At 47.5% G+C, this 21,041-nt stretch carries 19 protein-coding genes and 1 pseudogene; 6 read left to right on the forward strand and 14 right to left on the reverse strand.

Annotated elements, in window-relative coordinates; genetic code table 11:
- Positions 1 to 2: 2 nt before the first annotated feature.
- The 5 genes from fabG to DW642_RS05575 are packed head-to-tail and all read right to left on the reverse strand — an operon-like array spanning position 3 to position 3,866.
- Entirely contained in the window at positions 3 to 743 is a 741-nt protein-coding gene (fabG, locus tag DW642_RS05555; RefSeq protein WP_022462594.1) for a 3-oxoacyl-[acyl-carrier-protein] reductase, read from the reverse strand.
- Positions 744 to 771: 28 nt separating this feature from the next.
- The gene (gene fabD / locus DW642_RS05560) at positions 772 to 1,692 is read right to left on the reverse strand and encodes an ACP S-malonyltransferase (RefSeq protein ID WP_117509542.1); all 921 of its coding nucleotides are present in this window, start codon (positions 1,690 to 1,692) and stop codon (positions 772 to 774) included.
- Complete coding sequence (fabK, locus tag DW642_RS05565; RefSeq protein ID WP_022462596.1) at positions 1,689 to 2,627, reverse strand: enoyl-[acyl-carrier-protein] reductase FabK; 939 nt, start codon at positions 2,625 to 2,627, stop codon at positions 1,689 to 1,691. Before fabK ends, fabD begins: the two co-directional genes overlap by 4 nt.
- A 30-nt stretch (positions 2,628 to 2,657) precedes the next feature.
- Complete coding sequence (gene acpP, locus DW642_RS05570; RefSeq protein ID WP_022462597.1) at positions 2,658 to 2,885, reverse strand: acyl carrier protein; 228 nt, start codon at positions 2,883 to 2,885, stop codon at positions 2,658 to 2,660.
- A 51-nt stretch (positions 2,886 to 2,936) separates the two neighbouring features.
- Positions 2,937 to 3,866 (reverse strand): beta-ketoacyl-ACP synthase III, encoded by a 930-nt coding sequence (locus DW642_RS05575; protein WP_117509543.1) that lies wholly within the window; start codon positions 3,864 to 3,866, stop codon positions 2,937 to 2,939.
- A 244-nt stretch (positions 3,867 to 4,110) separates the two neighbouring features.
- Here DW642_RS05575 and DW642_RS05580 point away from each other — a divergent pair, with 244 nt between their 5' ends.
- Both DW642_RS05580 and DW642_RS05585 read left to right on the forward strand, forming a co-directional pair.
- Positions 4,111 to 5,532 carry a TldD/PmbA family protein gene (locus tag DW642_RS05580; protein ID WP_117509544.1) on the forward strand — a complete coding sequence of 474 codons (1,422 nt, stop codon included), beginning with the start codon at positions 4,111 to 4,113 and terminating at the stop codon, positions 5,530 to 5,532.
- Positions 5,532 to 6,812, forward strand: coding sequence for a metallopeptidase TldD-related protein (locus DW642_RS05585; RefSeq protein WP_117509545.1), 1,281 nt, complete (start codon positions 5,532 to 5,534; stop codon positions 6,810 to 6,812). The genes DW642_RS05580 and DW642_RS05585 overlap by 1 nt, the downstream gene beginning before the upstream one ends.
- Before the next feature lie 285 nt (positions 6,813 to 7,097).
- Here DW642_RS05585 and DW642_RS16635 read toward each other — a convergent pair.
- From DW642_RS16635 to DW642_RS05605, 4 genes and pseudogenes are all read right to left on the reverse strand, one after another.
- Positions 7,098 to 7,184 (reverse strand): annotated as a pseudogene (locus DW642_RS16635) (DNA-binding response regulator); the annotation flags it as partial.
- Positions 7,177 to 9,165 (reverse strand): DUF4118 domain-containing protein, encoded by a 1,989-nt coding sequence (locus DW642_RS05595; protein WP_117509546.1) that lies wholly within the window; start codon positions 9,163 to 9,165, stop codon positions 7,177 to 7,179. The gene DW642_RS05595 and the pseudogene DW642_RS16635, both read right to left, overlap by 8 nt.
- Before the next feature lie 235 nt (positions 9,166 to 9,400).
- Positions 9,401 to 10,048, reverse strand: coding sequence for a potassium channel family protein (locus DW642_RS05600; protein WP_022462603.1), 648 nt, complete (start codon positions 10,046 to 10,048; stop codon positions 9,401 to 9,403).
- A 19-nt stretch (positions 10,049 to 10,067) separates the two neighbouring features.
- Positions 10,068 to 11,408 (reverse strand): TrkH family potassium uptake protein, encoded by a 1,341-nt coding sequence (locus tag DW642_RS05605; protein ID WP_055227415.1) that lies wholly within the window; start codon positions 11,406 to 11,408, stop codon positions 10,068 to 10,070.
- A 537-nt stretch (positions 11,409 to 11,945) separates the two neighbouring features.
- Between DW642_RS05605 and DW642_RS05610 the strand changes: the two genes are divergently transcribed.
- Positions 11,946 to 12,425: a PTS sugar transporter subunit IIA gene (locus DW642_RS05610; protein WP_117509547.1), complete on the forward strand. Its 480-nt coding sequence runs from the start codon at positions 11,946 to 11,948 to the stop codon at positions 12,423 to 12,425.
- A 210-nt stretch (positions 12,426 to 12,635) separates the two neighbouring features.
- Positions 12,636 to 14,105: a PTS transporter subunit EIIC gene (locus tag DW642_RS05615; protein WP_117509548.1), complete on the forward strand. Its 1,470-nt coding sequence runs from the start codon at positions 12,636 to 12,638 to the stop codon at positions 14,103 to 14,105.
- 370 nt (positions 14,106 to 14,475) lie between these two features.
- Here the strand turns inward: DW642_RS05615 and DW642_RS05620 are convergent, their stop codons facing one another.
- The 3 genes from DW642_RS05620 to DW642_RS16640 all read right to left on the reverse strand — a co-directional run bounded on the left by DW642_RS05620 (position 14,476) and on the right by DW642_RS16640 (position 16,551).
- Positions 14,476 to 15,417, reverse strand: coding sequence for a TlpA disulfide reductase family protein (locus tag DW642_RS05620; protein WP_117509549.1), 942 nt, complete (start codon positions 15,415 to 15,417; stop codon positions 14,476 to 14,478).
- Positions 15,418 to 15,500: 83 nt separating this feature from the next.
- Complete coding sequence (locus tag DW642_RS05625) at positions 15,501 to 16,415, reverse strand: 4Fe-4S binding protein (RefSeq protein WP_117509550.1); 915 nt, start codon at positions 16,413 to 16,415, stop codon at positions 15,501 to 15,503.
- Positions 16,408 to 16,551 (reverse strand): CD1871A family CXXC motif-containing protein, encoded by a 144-nt coding sequence (locus DW642_RS16640; protein WP_055218540.1) that lies wholly within the window; start codon positions 16,549 to 16,551, stop codon positions 16,408 to 16,410. Before DW642_RS16640 ends, DW642_RS05625 begins: the two co-directional genes overlap by 8 nt.
- Positions 16,552 to 16,684: 133 nt before the next feature.
- Here DW642_RS16640 and DW642_RS05635 point away from each other — a divergent pair, with 133 nt between their 5' ends.
- Positions 16,685 to 17,332, forward strand: coding sequence for a response regulator transcription factor (locus DW642_RS05635; protein WP_022461282.1), 648 nt, complete (start codon positions 16,685 to 16,687; stop codon positions 17,330 to 17,332).
- Entirely contained in the window at positions 17,329 to 18,501 is a 1,173-nt protein-coding gene (locus DW642_RS05640; RefSeq protein WP_117509551.1) for a sensor histidine kinase, read from the forward strand. The genes DW642_RS05635 and DW642_RS05640 overlap by 4 nt, the downstream gene beginning before the upstream one ends.
- 363 nt (positions 18,502 to 18,864) lie before the next feature.
- Here DW642_RS05640 and DW642_RS05650 read toward each other — a convergent pair whose 3' ends face one another.
- The gene (locus DW642_RS05650) at positions 18,865 to 19,626 is read right to left on the reverse strand and encodes a hypothetical protein (protein WP_022461284.1); all 762 of its coding nucleotides are present in this window, start codon (positions 19,624 to 19,626) and stop codon (positions 18,865 to 18,867) included.
- The gene (locus DW642_RS05655) at positions 19,626 to 20,822 is read right to left on the reverse strand and encodes an AAA family ATPase (protein WP_117509553.1); all 1,197 of its coding nucleotides are present in this window, start codon (positions 20,820 to 20,822) and stop codon (positions 19,626 to 19,628) included. Before DW642_RS05655 ends, DW642_RS05650 begins: the two co-directional genes overlap by 1 nt.
- Positions 20,823 to 21,041 lie beyond the last annotated feature (219 nt).

The following is a 21,041-nucleotide window of genomic DNA, read 5'->3' on the forward strand; positions in this document are numbered from 1 at the left end:
TCTTAGATCACCATGCCGCCGTCGCAGTGAATCACCTGTCCGGTGATGTAAGCTGCCGCTTCGGATGCCAGAAATGCGGCCAGGTTTGCCACATCCTCCGGCTTTCCGAAATGGCCAAGCGGAATCTGGGATACGGATGCTTCTTTCACTTTATCCGAAAGAACCTCCGTCATATCGGTCTCAATAAAGCCCGGCGCAATCGCATTGACGCGGATGCCGCGGGATGCCAGTTCCCGTGCCGCTGTTTTCGTCAGGCCGATCACACCTGCTTTCGATGCCGCATAATTTGCCTGTCCGGCGTTTCCTGCCACGCCGACCACAGAAGCCATGTTGATGATGCAGCCGCTCTTCTGACGGATCATCGGCCGTGCCGCAAAGCGGATGCAGTTGAACGTTCCCTTGAGGTTTGTCTCAATGACACGGTCGAAGGCTTCCTCCGACATGCCCATCAGAAGGCCGTCCTTTGTGATGCCCGCGTTGTTAACCAGAATATCGATTTTCCCATACAAAGCAAGAATTTCCTTCATCCACGCTTCACACGCCGCAAAATCCGATACATTGCACTGCATCACGCAGCCGTCTCCTCCTGCCGCGCGGATTCCCGCAAGCACGGTTTCGGCCGCCTCTTTTGAACCATTGTAATTGATGACAACAAAGGCTCCCTCCGCCGCCAGTTTTTCTGCAATCGCACGCCCGATTCCGCGGGATGCGCCCGTTACTACTGCTGTTTTTCCACTTAACATCTCATTCTCCTGCTGCATAATCCACTATCTATAATAAAGTTTCGCACACCTGATGCATTTCCTCATAGTTGCGGATATTGTAACCTTTTACATCCCGGTTGATTTTTCTTAAAAAGCCGGTCAGTGTTCTTCCCGGTCCGATCTCCACGAAGGTATCAACGCCGTCCGCAATCATTGCCTCGATGCTCTGCTGCCACCGCACACCGGATGCCACCTGCTGGATCAGAAGGCCGCGTGTCAGTGCAATGTCACGCACATACTGACCGGTTACATTCGTTACATACGGAATCGCGAGTTCCATAAAACCGACACCCTCGAGCGCCTCCGTCAGTCCCTTGGATGCGGATTCCATCATCGGGGAATGGAACGGGCCGCTTACGTTCAGCGGAAGTACCCGCTTTGCGCCTGCTTCTTTTAACTTTTCCGAAGCCTCTGCCACTGCCGCCTCATATCCGGTGATGACAATCTGACCCGGGCAGTTGTAATTGGCAATGTAGGCGCCGGAAATCCCGCTCAAAATCTCTTCGATTTTTGCAGCTTCCATGCCGAGCACCGCCGCCATCGCGCCCTCGCCTGCCGGAACGGCCTCCTCCATCAGGATGCCTCTTCTGCGGACGACCTTCATCGCATCCGCCATTTCCATACCGCCGGCGGACACAATCGCGTTGTACTCGCCAAGGCTGAGGCCCGCTGTCACATCCGGCGTAAGGCCGCACGCCCGGATGGACTGCTCCATCGCCATTCCGGTTGTCAGCAGTGCAATCTGGGTAAACTCTGTCTGATCCAGATGTTCATTTTCCTCAAAACAGAGTCTTTTCATATCAATCCCGATCAGCTCGGATGCCATATCGTAGACGGCTCTCGCTTTCGGACATGCTTCATAAAAATCCGCGCCCATGCCGACACACTGGGAACCCTGTCCAGGAAACATAAATGCTGTTTTACTCATAACCGCGCCGGTGCTCCTTTCAGAAGTTCTTCCATCTCATTCATCATCTGCTCTATGATTTCTTTGCAGCTTTTCTCGTCTTTTACCATACCTGCAATCTGACCGGACATCACGCTTCCGGTTTTGACATCGCCGTCCACAACGGCTCTTCGAAGACCGCCGAGCGTCAGTTTTTCCAGCTCTTCGAACGGAGCTCCCTCTTTTTCCAGTTCCAGATAATGGCGTGTCATCTCATTTCGGATCGCCCGCACCGGATGACCGGTTGTGCGGCCTGTCACGCGGGTATCAATATCTTTCGCCTTGATCACCAGCTGCTTGTAATTTTCATGCACAACGGCCTCTTTCGAAGCGACAAAACGCGTTCCCATCTGAACCGCCTCGGCACCCAGCATAAAGGCTGCTGCCATGCCGCGTCCGTCCGCAATTCCACCGGCCGCAATGACTGGAATTTTTACGGCATCTGCCACCTGCGGAACGAGTGCCATCGTTGTCGTCTCGCCGATATGGCCGCCGGACTCACATCCTTCTGCCACAACGGCATCTGCGCCTGCGCGCTCCATTCGTCTTGCAAGAGCCACGGAAGCGACCACCGGGATGACGCGGATACCAGCGTTTTTCCACAGTTCCATATATTTCTCCGGATTTCCTGCGCCCGTCGTAACGACTTTTACGCCTTCCTCGGCAACCACTTTTGCCACCTCATCCGCATACGGGCTCATCAGCATGATGTTGACGCCGAACGGTTTGTCCGTCAGTTTTTTTGCTTCGCGGATTTCATTCCGAACCCACTCTGCCGGTGCCGCCGATGCTCCGATGAGGCCAAGGCCGCCGGCCTCGGAAACTGCCGCTGCCAGATGATGCTCCGCCACCCAGGCCATGCCGCCCTGAATGACTGGATACTGAATCCCGAGTAATTTTGTCACTTCTGTGATCATGAATCGCTTCCTCCTGCTTCCCGATCTTTCTTAGTTTTTGTGCTGCTCCAGATACTCTGCAACATCACCGACAGTTACCATCGTTTCCAGATCCTCGGTCGGGATTTCCACGCCGCAGGTGTCCTCGAGGGACATGACCATTTCAAACAGATCCAGGGAATCTGCTCCGAGATCCTCTTTGAAGGAAGTCTCCGCTGTGATGGTATCAATGTCTGCTCCCAGTGCTTCTGCTACGGTTTCTTTTACTTTTTCTAACATGTTTTTGTCCTCACTTTTTTTCTTATTCTTCTTATTTTATATGGGCGTTTCTTACCATTCCAGGTACGCCGCGCCCCAGATCAGTCCTGCTCCGAAACCGGAGAGAACGATTCTCTGTCCTTTTTTGGCTCTGCCGGACCGGTTCCACTCATCCAGCAGAATCGGAATGCTCGCCGCACATGTATTGCCGTATGCTTCGATATTCCGCGGAAATTTTTCTTTCGGTGCTTTCAGTCGTTTTGCCACGCCGTCGATGATGCGGCTGTTTGCCTGATGAAGGATAAACGCATCAATCTCTTCGACCGCCATGTCGGCTTCCGCGAGCACCTCGCGGATGACTTCCGGCACGCGGGATAAAGCAAACTGGAACACGGCACGGCCGTCCATCTGCAGATACGTTCCCTTTTCGCAGGTCAGCGACACGCCTTTTTCTCCATCAGAATGGATCTTTTCGCACGCTTTTGTCTCCTGCTCCTCTGCCGTCAGCACAACGGCTCCCGCGCCGTCCCCGAACAGAATGCAGGTTCCGCGGTCACTCCAGTCCACCAGGCGGCTCAGGGCATCCGCGCCGATCAGCAGCACGTTTTTTGCCTTGCCGCTCCGGATATACAGCTGGCCCAGCTCATACACCGCAAGAAATCCGGTGCAGGCGGCGCTGACATCGAGACAGGCGGCACGGAAGGCACCGATTTCATCCTGCACAAGACAGGCGGTATTCGGAAAGATGCTCTCCGACGAGGAGGTTCCGACAAGAATCAGATCCAGTTCTGTCGAACAGATCCCGGCATTTTCCAGCGCTCTTCTCGCCGCCTTTACTGCCATTTGGGCAACCGTCTCCTCCCCGGCTATGTGGCGCGCACCGATTCCCGTCCGCTCCCGGATCCAGATATCGCTCGTATCCACCATCTTTTCCAGATCTTCATTTTTCCATATCGTCTCCGGTACATACGAACCGGTTCCCGCAATTCTGCCGTTTTTCACCTTACTGTCCTCTTGCTTATTTCATTCTCAAACATTTTTCTTTTCAAATGTTTTGATATTCAAAGTATATCATCAAAATTCATTTTGTCAACCTTTTTTTATTGCTTTTTCCATTTCCCACTTCTATAATGAAACTATGTTCGGGATTTTTTCGAAACTATTTTTTCCGGATTCTATTATTTTGAGCCCCGGCGCAGGTTCTCTATCGAACACTCCGGCAGGCTCCAGAAAGGACACCAAACTTATGCAGGTTCCAATGTCATCCTATCTTGTGGAAATCAAACCACAGATTCAGGAACTGATCCGTCTGCTCGAGCGCGAATTCGATTATGTCAGCGTGCTCTGCACCGATGTCAAAGGTACGACCTACCGCGTCAGCATGCATCAGACCACCGTCGGCGATTATCACTTCTGTGAACGCGGCTTCGTTGTCCGTGCATGGCAGGACGGTTCCTACACCGAATATTCCTTCAACAACCTCACCGATGCCGCAGATCTTGCGGAGGAAATTACTTCCGCGCTGAAATCCGAATTTCAGGCATTAAAGGCACTCGGCATTGCGCAGATGGAGTCTCCTCTCGTGCAGGAAGAAGCCATCGCAAAAACGATGCAGAATGAAATCGAGATTGACCCAGAGACCGTCTCCGCAGAGGAGATTCTCTCCCACCTTCGGAAACTCTGCAACGCCGGCGCTGCCCATGAAGGAATTCTGGAATTCCAGAGTACCGTCAGCTTTGCCCGTGTCAACAAGCTGTTCCTCTCCTCCAAAAAGGATCTGATGCAGTCCTACGCTTTCTCGGAGGGCTCCCTTTCCGCAATCGGCACAGAAAACGGAAAACAGAATATGTCGTACCGTTCCTGCTCCGGCCTGAAAGGCGTGGAAATCTTAAATGAGATGGATGCGATTGTTGAGGAAATCATCGCCGTTCTGTACGACAAGCTCCACTCCGATCCGGTCACCCCTGGCATGTACGATGTCATCACCGCACCGGATGTCACCGGCGTGATTGCACACGAGGCATTCGGCCACGGTGTCGAGATGGATATGTTTGTCAAAGACCGCGCACTCGCCAAAGAGTATATCGGCAAGCCTGTTGCCTCCCAGCTCTCCTCCATGCACGACGGAGCAGTCGGCGCACAGCAGGTCAGCAGTTATCTTTTTGATGATGAGGGAACGCTCGGCACCGACACCACGGTCATCGACCACGGTACACTCGTTACCGGCATCAGCGATCTCGTAAGCGCACTCCGCCTTGGCACCACGCCGACCGGAAACGGAAAACGCGAGAGCTTCGAGCGCAAAGTCTACTCCCGTATGACCAACACCTACTTCACCGCAGGCACAGACAAACTCGATGATATGATCGCTTCGATTGAGCACGGCTATCTTCTCGAAAGCGTTCAGTCCGGTATGGAAGACCCGAAACACTGGGGCATCCAGTGCATGGTCGGACTCGGCCGCGAGATCAAAGATGGTAAGCTGACCGGAAAAGTCGTATCTCCTGTCACCCTGACCGGCTACGTTCCGGATCTCTTAAAGAGCATCTCCATGGTTTCCGACAAAGAAGAGCTCTTCGGCTCCGGCATGTGCGGAAAAGGTCACAAAGAATGGGTCAAAGTCAGCGATGGCGGCCCGTATCTGAAATGTAAAGTGAGGTTAGGCTGATGAACGAATTATACGATGTATTAAAAGCAAGCAAAGCCAGCGACTTTCTGATCCGCGAAGAGCAGACCGAATCCCGCGAGGCATTTTTCATCGGTCAGAAGCTCGACATGAGCCGCGCGAAAAAAGTAACTCATACGTTTCTGACCGTCTTTGTCGACAGTGAGGATGGAAAATTCCGCGGAAGCGCAGAAAAAGAGATCCACCAGGGCATTTCCCGCGAAGAAATGAAGCAGGAAACTGACCAGGCGCTGTTCGCCGCACAGTTTGTGCAGAACCCATGGTACCCTGTTGCAGAGCCATCGGATGCCCAGGCAAGCGCCGACACGGCTGATGCTTCCCGCGATCTTACCGCTGAACTCGTAAAACTGGTGCAGGCTATGCAGGAAATCAAGGCGGAAGAGGATTCCCGTGTAAACTCATATGAGATTTTCGTCAACCAGAAGCAGACACACATCCGCAATTCCCGCGGTGTCGATGTCACCTTCTCCGGCTTTGACTGCGAGATCGAGGTTGTCACAAACTCCCGCAAGGATGATCATGAGATTGAGATCTACAAGGATCTCCGCTTCTCCGACAAATCTGCCGAGAAGATCATCGCCGAAGTGCGCGGAATGTTCCACACCGGCCGCCAGCGTCTGAATGCTGTTCCGACCCGCCAGAATGAGCATGCTGATGTTCTCCTGACCGGAAATGCCGTCGGCAGTTTCTTCCAGTATTTTGCCATGCATACCAACGCTTCTTATCAGTATATGGGCGTTGCAAAAGCAAAAATCGGCGAAGCCATCACCGGCGCAGATGCCGATCCGCTGAATATCCGCCTCGTGCCGACGCTCGACGGCTCTGCCAAAAACGCGCCGTACGACGAAACCGGTATGCCGGTAGCCGAGCGCGTTCTGTTTGAAAACGGCATCTGCCGCTCCTACTGGGGCAGCCTTCAGCATGCCCATTATATCGGCATGAAGGATACTACTTCCATGAATAACATGGTAGTTGAAGGCGGTTCGAAAACACTCGACGAGCTGCGCAGCATGCCGCATATAGAAATCACCGATTTCAGTGCGTTTGATATGGATGCCGTAAGCGGCACCTGCGGCGGTGAGATCCGGCTCGCGTATGAGAGCGACGGAACCACCTCCCATCCGACAACCAGCGGATCACTTTCCGCCCGTTATGACGATGTGCTGAAAAATCTGACTTTCTCGAAAGAGACACAGCAGATAAACAACCGCGTGGTACCGTGTGCGGTACTGCTGCGGGATGTGACGGTGGCGGGAAAATAATTTTTCATTCTGCAGCATACGAAAAAGGAGCATCTCCAGGTTTCAAGTTCGAAACCGGAGATGCTCCTTTTTAATTTTCTGTGTTTATGTTCAGTCTTTTCTTCGTCTTCTGGATTTCTTTTTGCTTCCAAAATCCGGAACAACGACCAGGGTGTTAAGACCCAGATAAGTTTCAACATCTTCTGCCGTTTTGATATTGTCATTCAGCACAGTCTGCAGTGTCAGAATTGCCAAAGCAAGAACAAAATTTCTAAACAGTAATGGGGTCTGACCCCAATGTGGTTATTTATAATCGTGTGTTTTCAGTGTTGTCGTAATCAGGTTGTGGACCGGCGTATCGTCTTCCACGACCAGTATCAATGTCTTATTCATTTAAATTCACCTCACTGAGCGGCAGCGTAAAACGAAAATGACAGCCGTGCGGAGCGCAGTCACGAAGCACCAGTTCCCCGCCATGCGCATTTACAATGGAGCGGCACAGTGCCAGCCCAAGGCCAAGGCTTCTGCGGCTGTCACTCACCTTATTTTTTCCGGAATAGAACATTTCAAATACATGCTCCCTGCACTCCGCCGGAATGCCGGGTCCATTATCCTCCACCGCAATCCATACGTTTTTTTCTTCTTTTCCGGCTGTAATCCGGATCTTGGATCCTGTCTGTGTATATTTTACTGCATTGTTGATCAGGTTTACCAATACCTGTACTATCAGCTTTGCATCCATGCGGGCGAGCAGTACATCTTCCCCGCAGTCCACCGTAATTTTATGTTCGTTTTTCCGCCGTTCTACATGGCGCAGCGCCTCACGTACTACATCCTCAACCACCTGATCAGATAACTGCAGTTTTACACTTCCATCTTCTATTTTCGTAAGCGCAAGCAGATTTTCCACCAGTTCAATCAGCCATCCGGCATCCTCATAAATATCCGAAAAAATCTGTTTCCGCATCCCTTCGTCCAGTGCGTCAAAGTTACTGATCAAAGAGTCTGCATTGCCGAGAATTGATGTCAGTGGTGTGCGCAGATCATGGGAAATCGTCCGCAACAGATTCACCCGAAGCTGCTCATTTTTCGCCATGACTGCCGCCTCTTCTTTTTCTCTCGCACTTTGTTCCCGATCCAGTGCCATGGCGCACTCTCCCAGAATAGAAAGCAGGATACTGTTCTCAAACGCATCCAGTGGCTTTTGTCCGATGAAAATGCCGATCACACCATATCTGTTCTGTGCCGCATAGATGGAAAGGTACAGATACGGTTCTTCAGAAAAACGTTCTGTCATAGCTCCCGCCCGTTTCCGGTTTTTCAGAACCCACTGCAGGATTTCCTGTTCTTTCACATTAAAAACTTTTTCTGATTTTATTCCTGTTTCGGCGTTATAAAGAGTTCCCTGCACAATGCCGTTTTTCTTTTTTTCTACCGGCGCCACAACCAGATTTCTTCCCAGAAGCTTTATCAGCTGCGTTGCCGTAATATCAAAAATTTCTGACGCATCCTCTGCCTTTTGCAGAAGCTGGCTGGTATTAAAAAGAATCTTGGTTCGAAAGGCATCTCGTGCAGAAAGCTTTGCATTTTCTTTCAATTTTGAAGCAAGCGTACTGGTCAGGATTGAAGTGCCAAGCATGATCGCAAAGGTCACCGGATAGCCGGAACCATACGCATACAACGAAAGCCTTGGCTCTGTCATAAAATAATTAAACAGGACAACACTTGCCACAGAGCTGACCACACTACAGGTATAACCGCTGGTCAGAATAGATGTCAGCATGACGCCAAACAAATATACGGTAATGATATTGGCATCCGTAAAACCGAGCCGAAAAAAGATTTCTCCGATTCCGGTCGCAGCAGCCAGAATCAGAACCGTAAGCATCAGTTCTTTCCAGGAAGGCAGCTCCATCCACTCCGGAAATTTTTTTCGTTTCTGATATCTCCGGTACACGTCTGAGTCTGGAATGATGTGAATTTCCAGATCAGGCACAAGATCCGTCAGACGCTCGGTCCACACCCTTCGCTGATGGAAATAGCCCTGCTTCATCATGCTCTTTCCAATGACAATCCGCGTCACCTCGGAAATTCTTGCGTATTCTGCAATCTGCAGGGCAATATCCTCACTGTGTGTCGTTACAATTTCTGCCCCGCTCTGCTCTGCCAGACGAACATGCTTCTGCAGCCTTGCCAGATCCTCCGGTGTTTTTTCTGTTTTTTCTGCTGTCTGCACATACAATGCCGTAAAGCCGGCCTGAAACGCCTGTGCCATCTGCGCCGCAGTCCGAATAATTTTTTCATTGGATGGCGAAGAGGACAGACACACCAGGATATGCTCTTTTTTTTGTTTTTCTTTTTCCAACTGTCTCACCCCACCTCCTATTGTAGATCATAAACGAAGAGAAAGCTATAGTCAGGAAATCTTTTTTTCTCCCGTTCCCTGTTCTTGTTTTCTGTTTTCTGTGAAATTTTGTCCCGTTTCCGGTTCCTCTCTTCTGTTTTCCGTGAAAAATGTCTCTATCTGATCTACGAGCACGCCTCCAGACAAAAAACCGACCAGGGTAACGAAGAGCAGTCCTACACTTAACACAGAAATCACCTCTCTTTCAGATTCGAAAACATTTCTGGATCGCTTTATATTCACCAAGAACCAATATGGTAGCATCGCCATCCAGAACTGTCTCAGGAGACACCGCAACATCTGTTTTTCCATATTTTCTTGTTGCCAGAATATTAATACCGTATTTTTTCCGGATATCCAGCTGGCCGACATTTTTTCCAATCCAGTTCTCCGGGATTTCAACCTCAAAAATCGCATACTGACTGTCAATTTCAATATAGTCAAACACATGATCCGAGCTGTAACGAATCGCTGTCCATTTTGCCATCTGTTTTTCCGGATAAACAACCTGATCCGCTCCGTTCCGCAACAGGAATTTTTCCTGTACATCCCGTTCTGCCCGGGACACGACCCATTTTGCGCCCAGCTCCTTCAAAAGACACGCGGTTTCCAGCGAATCCTGAAAGCTGCTTCCGATCGTCACAATACAGACATCATAATTTCCCACACCAAGGGATCGCAGAAAGTCTGCATTGACACTGTCACCGATCTGTGCATTTGTCACATACGGCATCACGGCGTCGATCCGTTCCTCATTTCGGTCTACCGCCATCACCTGATGTCCAAGCTGATTCAGATGCATGGCAATATGTCTCCCAAATCTTCCTACTCCAATCAGTAAAATATTTTTCATCTCATCTCTTCCTCTCTTCTTATCCTACATTTATTTTTTCCAGCGGCATTTTTGCATGTGCGCTCTTTCTCCCCGGCATCGCAGCATAAACAAGCGTCAGACCGCCAACCCTTCCAAGAAACATCAGTGCGATCAGAATTCCTTTCGAAAGAACACCGAGCCGCGGCGTAATTCCAAGCGTCAGGCCAACCGTTCCAACAGCAGATGCTGTCTCAAACAGACACTCAGAAATCGGCAGATTTTCTGCCACACTGATCACCATTCCTCCCATCAGCACCAGAAAAAGATACATCATCAGAATCGTAGATGCATTTTTTAATACCTCCTGGCCCACCCTGCGTCCAAACATCTGTGTGTCCTCTCTCTGACGGAACGTAGCAGACGCATTAGCTGTCAGCACGGCAAATGTGGTAATTTTCATTCCGCCAGCCGTTGATCCCGGTGCTCCGCCAATCATCATCAGAACAATCATGATCGCCTGGGAGGCACCTGTCATCCCGGAAAGATCTGCTGTATTAAATCCGGCCGTTCTTGTTGTCACGGACTGAAACAATGCGCAGAGCGTCCGCTCCTTGACCGGCATTCCGGCGAAATCCCGGAAGAAAAAGAAAGCCGCCGGAACAAAAATCAGAAACAGACTTGTAAGCAGGATCACCTTGCTTTGCATGCAGTACTGACGAAAATGGTATTTTTTTGTATAGATATCATCCCAGGTCAGAAATCCGATTCCACCTATTACAATCAGCCCCATAATCGTAAGATTAACCAGTGGATTTCCCACATAAGAAGTCAGGGACGGATACAGATGATCCGTTTTTCCAAGAAGATCAAATCCTGCATTGCAGAATGCGGATACAGAATGAAACAACGCCATCCAGATTCCTTTTCCGCCGTAATCCCGTAAAAAAACAGGCAGAAGAAACAACGCCCCCAACAGTTCAATTCCAAAAGTTCCTTTGAGGATAAAACGCGTCAGGCGCACAATTCCGCCCACCTTCGGGGCAGAAATCGCATCCTGCATCGTGCTTCGCTGCATCAGGGAAATTTTTCTCCCAGAAAGCATCGCAATCGAAACAGCGATCGTAACCACACCAAGACCACCGATCTGAATGAGCAGCAAAATCACGCTCTGTCCAAAGACGGACCAGTAGCTTCCTGTATCTCTGACTGCCAGTCCTGTCACACAGGCGGCTGATGTTGCAGTAAACAGTGTTTCTGTAAATGGCGTTACATTTCCTTCCCGCGAAGCCACAGGAAGCATCAAAAGCAGTGCTCCTGCCAGAATTACCCCCGCAAATCCAAGAATGATAATTTCAAACGACGACCATTGTTTCCTGTATCGCAGTTTTATACTCCACATTTCTCTTTTTACTCCTTCTTTTTGATTCCTCCTTATTTTAGAGACTTCCGCTTTAAAAACGTATAAATACCTTTTCCATGGCATTAAGATTGTATAAAGATTTTTCGAATTTCAAACCAAAAAACAGGAACCGCCCAAAAGTTTCCCACAACAGTAATGGGGTCTGACCCCAATGTGTGTATATTCTTCTTTTATCGCAGTAACGCATTAGTTGGTTAAACTACCGATTTTTCTCCTTTTGAAAGTAGATTCTTTTGTCATAAATATCAAAAAAAGTATTTACAAATCCTTACGTATCAGTTATTATGTATATAATCTATTGAGAAGTTCGTGCAGAATTATGCAATTTTGTTTTTAATAAATACTCTGTTTCCTTTTCCAACGGCATTTTGTTGACTTTTTACGTCAAACAGAACGGATCAAAGGGTAAAACACCAAATTTTTTCACAAAAAATCACTCAACGTAATTACAGATGAACTCGGATCCCTATCCCGAAAAAACATCGCACCTTATTTTCGAAAGGAGATATCAATTTTATGTTTCATTTTCTAAAAGGAAAGAACAAAGAAAATGTTCTTTACGCACCTTGCAAAGGAAAAGTAGTTCCGCTTTCCGAAGTCCCGGATCCTACCTTTTCCGAAAAAATCCTGGGGGACGGATTTGCAGTGATTCCGTCTGAGGGAAAAATTTATGCACCGACAGACGGTGAAATAGCCATGGTATTTGATACTCTTCATGCCATCACGCTCACAAGCAGCTCCGGAACCGAAATCCTGATCCACATCGGCCTGGATACGGTTACACTAAAGGGCGCACCGTTTACCGCACACGTTGCAGCCGGCGATCAGGTCAAAAAAGGAGATCTTCTGATGGATGTCGATCTGGACAAGATCACCGGATCCGGATTGAACACAGTCACTCCGGTACTGATTTGCAATACCGATGATTACGAGAAAATCAGCTTGAAAAAAGAGGGCGAAGTTTCCTTAGACGAAGCCGTTCTCAGTATTTCCTGATCTTTTTTTGATCTTTCGTCAGATGAATCTTCATCCTCTTCTTTTATGAAATGTACGCTTGAAGTCTTTTCTCACTTGCTTTTGTGAAATGCACTCTCCATGTCTTTTCTGCACTTGCTTTTGTAAGTATATTGGGTGGATTCGGTAAATTCACGTATCTAATTGGAGGTATCCAGTTATATAAATTATCTTTTAAGGAGGGAGAAATATATGAAATTTCTTCAGAAACTAGGGAAAGCCCTCATGCTTCCTGTAGCAGTACTGCCGATCTGCGGTATCCTGATGGGTATCGGATACCGGCTGTGTCCGGCAACGATGCAGGGCGGCGAGATCTCGGGCGTAGTAAACCTGATCGGTCTGTTTCTCGTAAAAGCAGGAGCAGCTCTGATCGACAACATGGCAATCCTCTTTGCAATCGGCGTTGGTGTCGGTATGTCAGAAAAGAATGACGGTACCGGCGGAATCGCAGCTCTGGCATCCTGGCTGATGATCACAACACTTCTTTCTACCGGAGTTGTTACAACTATCATCCCGTCCATCGCTGAGAGTGCTACAAAGACGCTGGCCTTTGACAAGATCGAAAACCCGTTCATCGGTATCCTGGCCGGTATCATCGGATCTGCCTGCTATAACCGTTTCAAAGACACCAAGCTTCCGGACTGGTTATCCTTCTTCAGCGGCAAACGCTGTGTAGCAATTGTTTCCGGTGTTGTTTCTATCGTTGTATCTGCTGTTCTGTTACTGGTATGGCCATTACTGTTCGGTGCTCTGGTAGCAATCGGTAAATCTATTGTCAGCCTTGATGTTGTCGGTGCCGGTATCTATGCATTCCTGAACCGTCTGCTGATCCCGACCGGATTACATCACGCTCTGAACAATGTATTCTGGTTTGACACGATCGGTCTTGGTGACTTGAAGCACTTCTGGGCTGGTGAAACATCTGCTGATGTAACCTGGAGCCTTGGTATGTACATGTCCGGATTCTTCCCATGTATGATGTTCGGTATTCCTGGTGCTGCACTTGCTATGGTAAGATGTGCAAAACCTGCAAAGAAAAAAGCTGCGATCGGTCTGGTAGCTTCTGCTGCAGTCTGCGCATTCATCTGTGGCGTTACAGAACCTTTTGAGTTCGGATTTATGTTCCTTGCTCCTGTTCTGTACGTAATCTATGCATTACTGTATGGTATCTTTACTATGATCACAGTTGCTCTCGGCTTCCGTGCAGGATTCAGCTTCTCCGCCGGTGCTATGGACCTCCTGTTCTCATCCTCACTGCCCGCAGCACAGAAAATATGGCTGATCATTCCGCTTGGAATCGCAGCATTCCTCGTATTCTACTTCGTATTCCTGTTTGCTATCAAGAAATGGGATCTGAAGACTCCTGGACGCGAAGATGACGATCTCGAAGCAGAGAAAAAAGTAGAACTGGCAAGTGATAACTATACCGCAATCGCAGCTAAAATTCTGGAAGGCTGCGGCGGAAAAGAAAACATCACAAGCATTGATAACTGCGTTACAAGACTGAGACTGGAAGTGAAAGATATCACTGCCGTAAACGACAAGGTAATCAAATCTGCCGGTGTGGCAGGCGTGATCAAACCTGGCAAAACCTCTGTACAGGTTATCGTTGGAACAAAGGTTCAGTTCGTAGCTGACGCTTTCTCCAAGCTTTGTGAATAATATTTACCCAGGTAGTCCAAAAGGAGCATATCGCTGATGCGGTATGCTCCTTTTAATTGCGCAAAGTTTTCCTTATTTTCTGCCCTTTCGCAGAGCAGGAACCCGGCTGTTGTTTGTCAAATGGCTGCTATCAAAACCAAAGGTCGGATTACTGGTGGTTCCGAAAACGTGTGCATATATGTGGGGAATCGCCGTGTGACCTCAGCTCTTGTTCTAAGCACCGAGCAGCTTTTCGGGACAGGTACAGCACAGTACATCGTTTCGTAAATGTATTTTTTTAAAATCTTGTTATGAAAAGGAGTGCGAAAAAACGTAACTTTGTTTTTTCGCACTCCCATTTTCTCTCCCAAAAAACGCCGCAGCTCTCGTCTTACTTCGCGCTGTCTGCATCTATCACAGACTGGATCTGTTTCATCAGCGTATCATAATTCTCCTGATTGTCGATTCCGCCAAGCATCGGTTCTCCCACAATATTTCCATTTCGATCGACTAAGATTGTGGTCGGAAATGCCATAATATCGGAAGCATACTTTCCTGCAGTGGAAGCAGAGTCAATGGAAAGATTGCGGTATTTCGCACCCTGGCTTTCAAGAACCGCTGCTGCTTCTTTGATCGCATCCTGATTTCCGTCGAAGGTTTCTGTGTTGATGCCTACAACCTCGCCTCCCATGGATTTGATTGCATCGTTTAATTCGTTCAGCTTGGATAACTCAGCAACACAAGGCTTGCAGCCGGTAAACCAGAAATTCACGACCGTTACCGCATTTTTGGAAAACAGACTTTCGTCAACTGTATTGCCATCATAATCCTGACCCGAGAAATCCCGGAACGGAGATGCCTCTTCGGAATCGTTTTTCGCGTCGGTATCTTCCGATGCTGTATTGCCGTTTTCCATTTCCGCTATCTGTTCCTCGATTTTTCGTATCGTTGCAATATCATCCGTCAGTGTATTCAGCTCGTCCTCTGAAAAAGAGTCCTTGTTGGCTTCAACCGTGTCTGCCAGATAATCCCCATAATTTCCGCTCGGATCAGCCGTGCTTTTATTCATCATGCCAAACACCTTGTTCCATACATCCGCATGATCTGAAAAAATCTGGTTCTCCTGCTGATATAAATCGTCCAGCTTTGTGCCGGAAGCCCCTGCCGTTTCGGTTCCGGATTCCGCAACAGATCCCGTAACAGCTTCTGTGCCGGACTCCGTCTGGGTTGTCTGCGTTTTCTTTGTGTCTGCAGCCTCTTTTCCGTTGCATGCGGTAAGTAATAATGCTACGCTGAGTGTAAAAACAGGGATAAAAGTTCTTTTGGTTTTCATAAATTATGGCTCCTTTTAAGATAGTATAATGTAAAAAACAAAAATTCAATATCATCCTTCGATGCTTCGTGATCTGCTGCTAATCAATGGTTTCTGATCTCTGACTGTTGATCTCCGGTGTCCTTTTTCTGACACGTTTTTCCCATAAACTGATAGTGGATCGCATCCTTCGGGCAGGCCTTGATGCAGGCTCCGCATCGGATGCATTCCGGATGATTTGGGGTCCGGCACACGTCGATATCCATTTTACATGCCCTGGAACACTGATTGCATCCGACACATTTGCTGTTTTCAATCGTGATATGTAAAAAGCTTACCTTATTAAATAAGGAATAGATTGCCCCAAGAGGACAGATCCATTTGCAGAAGGGTCTGTAAAACAAGATGCTGAGCACGACAACCGTAATCAGAATACCGAATTTAAACGAAAACAGCTTGCCCAGTGCAGACCGGATTGCGACATTTCCGATGGAAAGCGGGATCGCCCCCTCCAGAACGCCCTGCGGACAAATATATTTGCAGAAGAACGGATCTCCCATCCCGATCGAATTCGTTGCAAACATCGGCAGAAGAATCACAAAAACAACAAGGATGATATATTTCAGATACCGCAGCGGCTTCAGTCTGGCCGTAGAGAATTTCTTTCCGGGGATTTTGTGAAGCAAATCCTGAAACCATCCAAACGGACACAAAAAACCACAGATGAATCTTCCCAGTGTCACGCCGAGTAAAATCAGGAACCCGGTTATGTAGTAGGAAAACTTAAATTTGGATGATCCGACAACCGCCTGAAAGGCTCCGATGGGGCACGCTCCCGTCGCGGCAGGACAGGAATAACAGTTTAGTCCCGGTACGCATACCGTTTTCGCTTTGCCCTGATATATTTTGCCCTGAAAAAAATTGGGGATATGAGGATTGGTAAGCAGTGTGGCCGCTGCCTGGATCCACCCGCGTATTCCGGCTATTTTCTTTGATAGTAACTTCTTTTTCTTATCCAATTCCGACACACTCCAGACATAATTTAATTGCTTTCCCAAGCACAGCAGCCGCTTCCCCTCTGACGGCGCCATAGCCCATCATTGCTATGCCTGTGATAACTAAAACAATTTGAGATATTTTTCTGCATTTCAAAATGTGGTTGCTCCTTTGATTTTATTGATTGACCAGCTGACTCTGATATTATACAATAGCTGTTGTAAAATCATTGTTAAGAAATGGGCAGGTGAAAAAAATTTTGAGATTATTAATCGTGGAAGATGAGAAACAAATGTGTGACACAGTTGCCAGAAGTCTGTACGCCGCCGGGTACGAGGTAGATACCTGCTATGATGGCGCGGAGGCTCTGGAATGCATCCTGGCAGAAAATTATGATCTGATTGTCCTGGATCTCAATCTGCCCGGCATGGACGGAATGGATCTTCTAAAAGAACTCCGGAAGGAAAACGAAGAAACGAAGGTGCTGATCTTATCTGCAAGAGGACAGATTGCAGACAAAGTAGAAGGACTCGATGCCGGGGCAAATGATTATATGGAAAAGCCGTTCCATCTGCAGGAGCTGGAAGCGCGGATCCGCAGTCTGACAAGAAGAAAATTTGTGCAGAAGGATGTCTGTCTGGAAAGTGGCGGGATCAAATTCGATACCATCAAACGAGAGGCCTATGCCAACGGAACCCTGGTTTCCCTGACAAGAAAAGAAAACGGAATTTTGGAATATCTGCTTCTTCACCTTGGCAGACCGGTAAGCCAGGAAGAATTGATCGAGCATGTCTGGGATGCCTCCGTGGACAGCTTCAGCGGATCCATCCGCGTCCATATGTCTTCGCTTCGGCGAAAGCTCAGGGCGGTACTTGGATACGATCCGATTTTGAATAAAGTAGGCGAAGGATATCAAATACGAGAGGAGTCCGACCGATGAAAAAAATATCACTGCAGTGGAGACTTACCTGTATCATTACCCTGTATATTGCGGTCATCTGTGGATGTCTGACCCTGCTTGTCTATAAAAACGGAATTTATTATATCGATTCCCTGCAGGAGACCGTAGATGCCCGGGGCGATGATGCCGGAGATCAGGGCGGAGACGGTACCGCAGACGGTTCCGATCAAATCTATATCAGCATTCCGGAGGACAATTGGGATGAATTTGCCAGAGATTTCTCTGTGCAGGTGTATAACAACAAAGCAGACTACAAAAGAAACAGTCTGATCCTTTCCGCCTTATTGGCCCTTCTTGGCGGTGTCGCTACCTATTTTATCAGTGGTCATGCACTTCGGCCCATTCGTGAGTTCTCTGAAAAAATTGAGGAGGTGCAGGCACAGAATCTGGCCGATTCGCGCATTGAAGAAAACAAAGTAAAAGAGCTGAACCAGCTTCGTATTTCGTATAACAAGATGCTGGAACGTCTCGCAGATGCTTTTGAAATCCAGAGACAATTTACGGCAAATGCAGCACACGAGCTTCGAACCCCATTGTCTGTCATGCAGGTACAGCTCGATTTATACCATTCCACCCCGCATCCGGGCAATGACGCCGACACCTTACAAACACTGAAAATGGTGACAGAGCAAAACGGCCGGCTCAGCAAAATGGTCAAGACACTGCTCGATATGAGTGAGCTTCAAACGATAGGGCGGGATGAAACCATTGCCGTTGACGCCCTTGTCGATGAAGTACTGGTGGATCTGGAACCGCTTGCCCAGGAAAAGGAGATAAAACTGATCGGGAACTGTAAAGATACCACTATGGTCGGAAGTGACATTTTGATTTACCGGATGGTATACAATCTTGTTGAGAATGCAATCAAATACAACCATTTCGGCGGACAGGTTACCGTAACCGCATACCGGAGCGGAAAAAACATCTGCCTGTCCGTAGAAGATACCGGAAGCGGAATCCCGGCTGAATTAAAAGAACGCATATTTGAACCATTCTTCCGCGTAGATAAATCCAGAAGCCGCCAGCTTGGCGGAGTAGGCCTTGGGCTGGCCCTGGTTCGTGAAATCGTGCGCGTACATGACGGCAGAATAACCGTTCAGTCCAGCCCGTCCGGTGGAACGATCTTTGAGGTAGTTTTTACACAGTGACATCATCCCAAAAGCCAGTCGATGATATCATCTGTTCTGGTGTGACTCCATTTCTTCTTTTTTTCTCAGTATGGCATATTATACGCAGAACATCAAAATATTTTCCCATTTCGGAAACTTTTATTTTATTCAGTCCAATATTTTCCAGTTTCAGAAACAAAACCGCATAAGCCACAGCTGCACTTCGGATTACACCTGGGTGCTGTCTGTGGTTCATGCGGTATGAGGCACAGCCTTCATGCTTCCTTCCGTTGGGCAAAAAAAGAGCGAACCAACGCATTATCACATGTATCAATTCGCTCAAAATAATACTGATTCGGATGTGCTTCAGTCACTTTCCTCAGCGAAAAGAAGCCCCGTTTATCACACATTTGCTGTTTTCTGTTCAATCAAAAAATCACGCACATCTTCATCAAACCGTTTTGCTTGTGGACATTTTGCAACCACATCATCCCAATTTTCACAAACAGTTTCAATTAACTTTTCGTATGTCCGTTTTTCTTTTTTAGGACGATTTTTAATTTTCACTCCATGATATTGCGGTGAATGTGCAATGATGTTAACCCACGGATCAAGTAATGTTTCATAATCATCGTACTGATCACAGGCTGCCACAATCCATGTATCCGTTGCATCAAACGGAATCATATAGCTCACAGCCAGTCCATCTTCCGGAAGCAACAACGTCCCTATGAATGTTCTTAAAAAATCAGCCTCTGCATCTGGAGTATTTCCATGGTGTTCACACGGTAACGCAACCGGACATTCGTTTCTATCTCCAATTATTTTTTCACAGGTAAGCGGATGTGCTCCTTCCGGCGCATCACAAAGTGCCCTTTGACAAACACAATGGACTTCTTTCTCGCATCTTTGGACATCTCCATCCATATGGACAACCAAAAGATCAAGTACTGGTGTCAAGGAATGCATATAGGCCTTCAGCTTTCCCTGATTGTCTTCACACCATTTCCAGACACCTTTCCAACCATTTCCAAACTGTCCGATCATGTTGGGTTCTGGCTGAATCATTTGATAATTGTTTTCTTCATTGGTAATTGTATCAATGACTGCTGCAATCAGTTCAAAATCCCGTGGGCCTTCTGCAACAATTCCTATCGTTTTCATTACAGATTTGGTACGCCCCCTAACCGTCCTTCTGTCCACAATCTCGACAGAGAATAACCAGAATCCATTAACTCCTTAGTCACCTGAATTCTCTGTAAAGATGTGTGACCTGATTTTCTGCTTTTGTTTACTGCAAACAATCTTATATCATCATTCATTAAATCAAGTCCGTCCAAAACCAGAGGGTTGTGGGTTGTTACAAAAACAGTCTTATCCTGTTCCAGAATTGTTTTACAGAACAGCTTTGTCGTCTCTCTCGCAAGTCTAGGATGCATTGCATGATCAAAACTATCCACAGCAAAAATGCCCGGTGCATCAGGGTGCAATGCCAAGCAAAGAAGAAACAGAACATACAACGCTCCTTCACTGGCATCGTAAGCGGTAAAGCTTGTTTTTGAAGTCAAATATCGATCTTGGAACTCCAAAATTCTTCTCGTCGTCGGAACAGCAGCATTTACGCTTGACTTTTTAGGTGCAGTCACATCAAACCCACTTGCCCAATCGATCAGTTCCAAGACTTCATCCAGTGGAAGATTCTGCAAGTAGCTTTCACCGTCTTCATCTTGCCTCATGATTTCTTCAATTGCCTCTGCAAGTCTGCCTCCGCACAAACCGATAGGATTAACCTGATACGGATCAGGGAGCGTTCCTCTCAATGCTTGTGTGTTAGGTTGATAAATCGCATAGTTCTTAAACTTCTCAATTTCCGGTCTAACCTCAGCAAGTTCTTCATTAGGTTCGAGCATCAGTAACCCCACATACGGATCATATGTTGTTTTTGATGCACCGCTTCTTCCCCACAGTGTTTGATTATTTACAGTCAATTTTTCCGAATGATAACGCCACATGTCTCGTCTGGCTGAATCCGATTCATTTGGAACATTCAAATTGACTCCATATTGATAGTTCTTTTCATTTTGTCGCCAAGACACATCAAAATTGATGGTTGGTGCTTTTCTCCTTAAATCGGAGAATGCCGACTTATAAAGTCCCGGAACACTAAGACGAATACCTTTCCGCTGCATACTTGCGTTATCTACTCGATCTGTCATAGCAGCACAAAGCAAACCAATAGCCTCAAGGATTGTTGTTTTTCCAGAGCCATTTGCTCCAATAAAAACATTTACACGTCCCGGCTCAAACGACACCTCTTCCAATGTCTTGAAATTTTTAAAAACTAGCTTTTTAATGTTCAAAGCACTCACTTCCTTCATAAAGCCAGCTCAAGCTTAACATAAGCTTTGCCATGTTTCAAATTAAGTATACCAGTTTTCTAAAATAATTACAAACTTATTTTAGAATTTTTCTTCGTTTTGAAAATTTGTACTCGATATACAGGTTTCTTTTGTCTTTCCATAATAAAGACCCTCCTAACGATATTTATTGCATCACAGAAAAACCTTCTAAACATTATT

The sequence above is a fragment of the Blautia sp. AM23-13AC genome (assembly GCF_003435675.1).
GTDB lineage: Bacteria > Bacillota > Clostridia > Lachnospirales > Lachnospiraceae > Fusicatenibacter > Fusicatenibacter saccharivorans.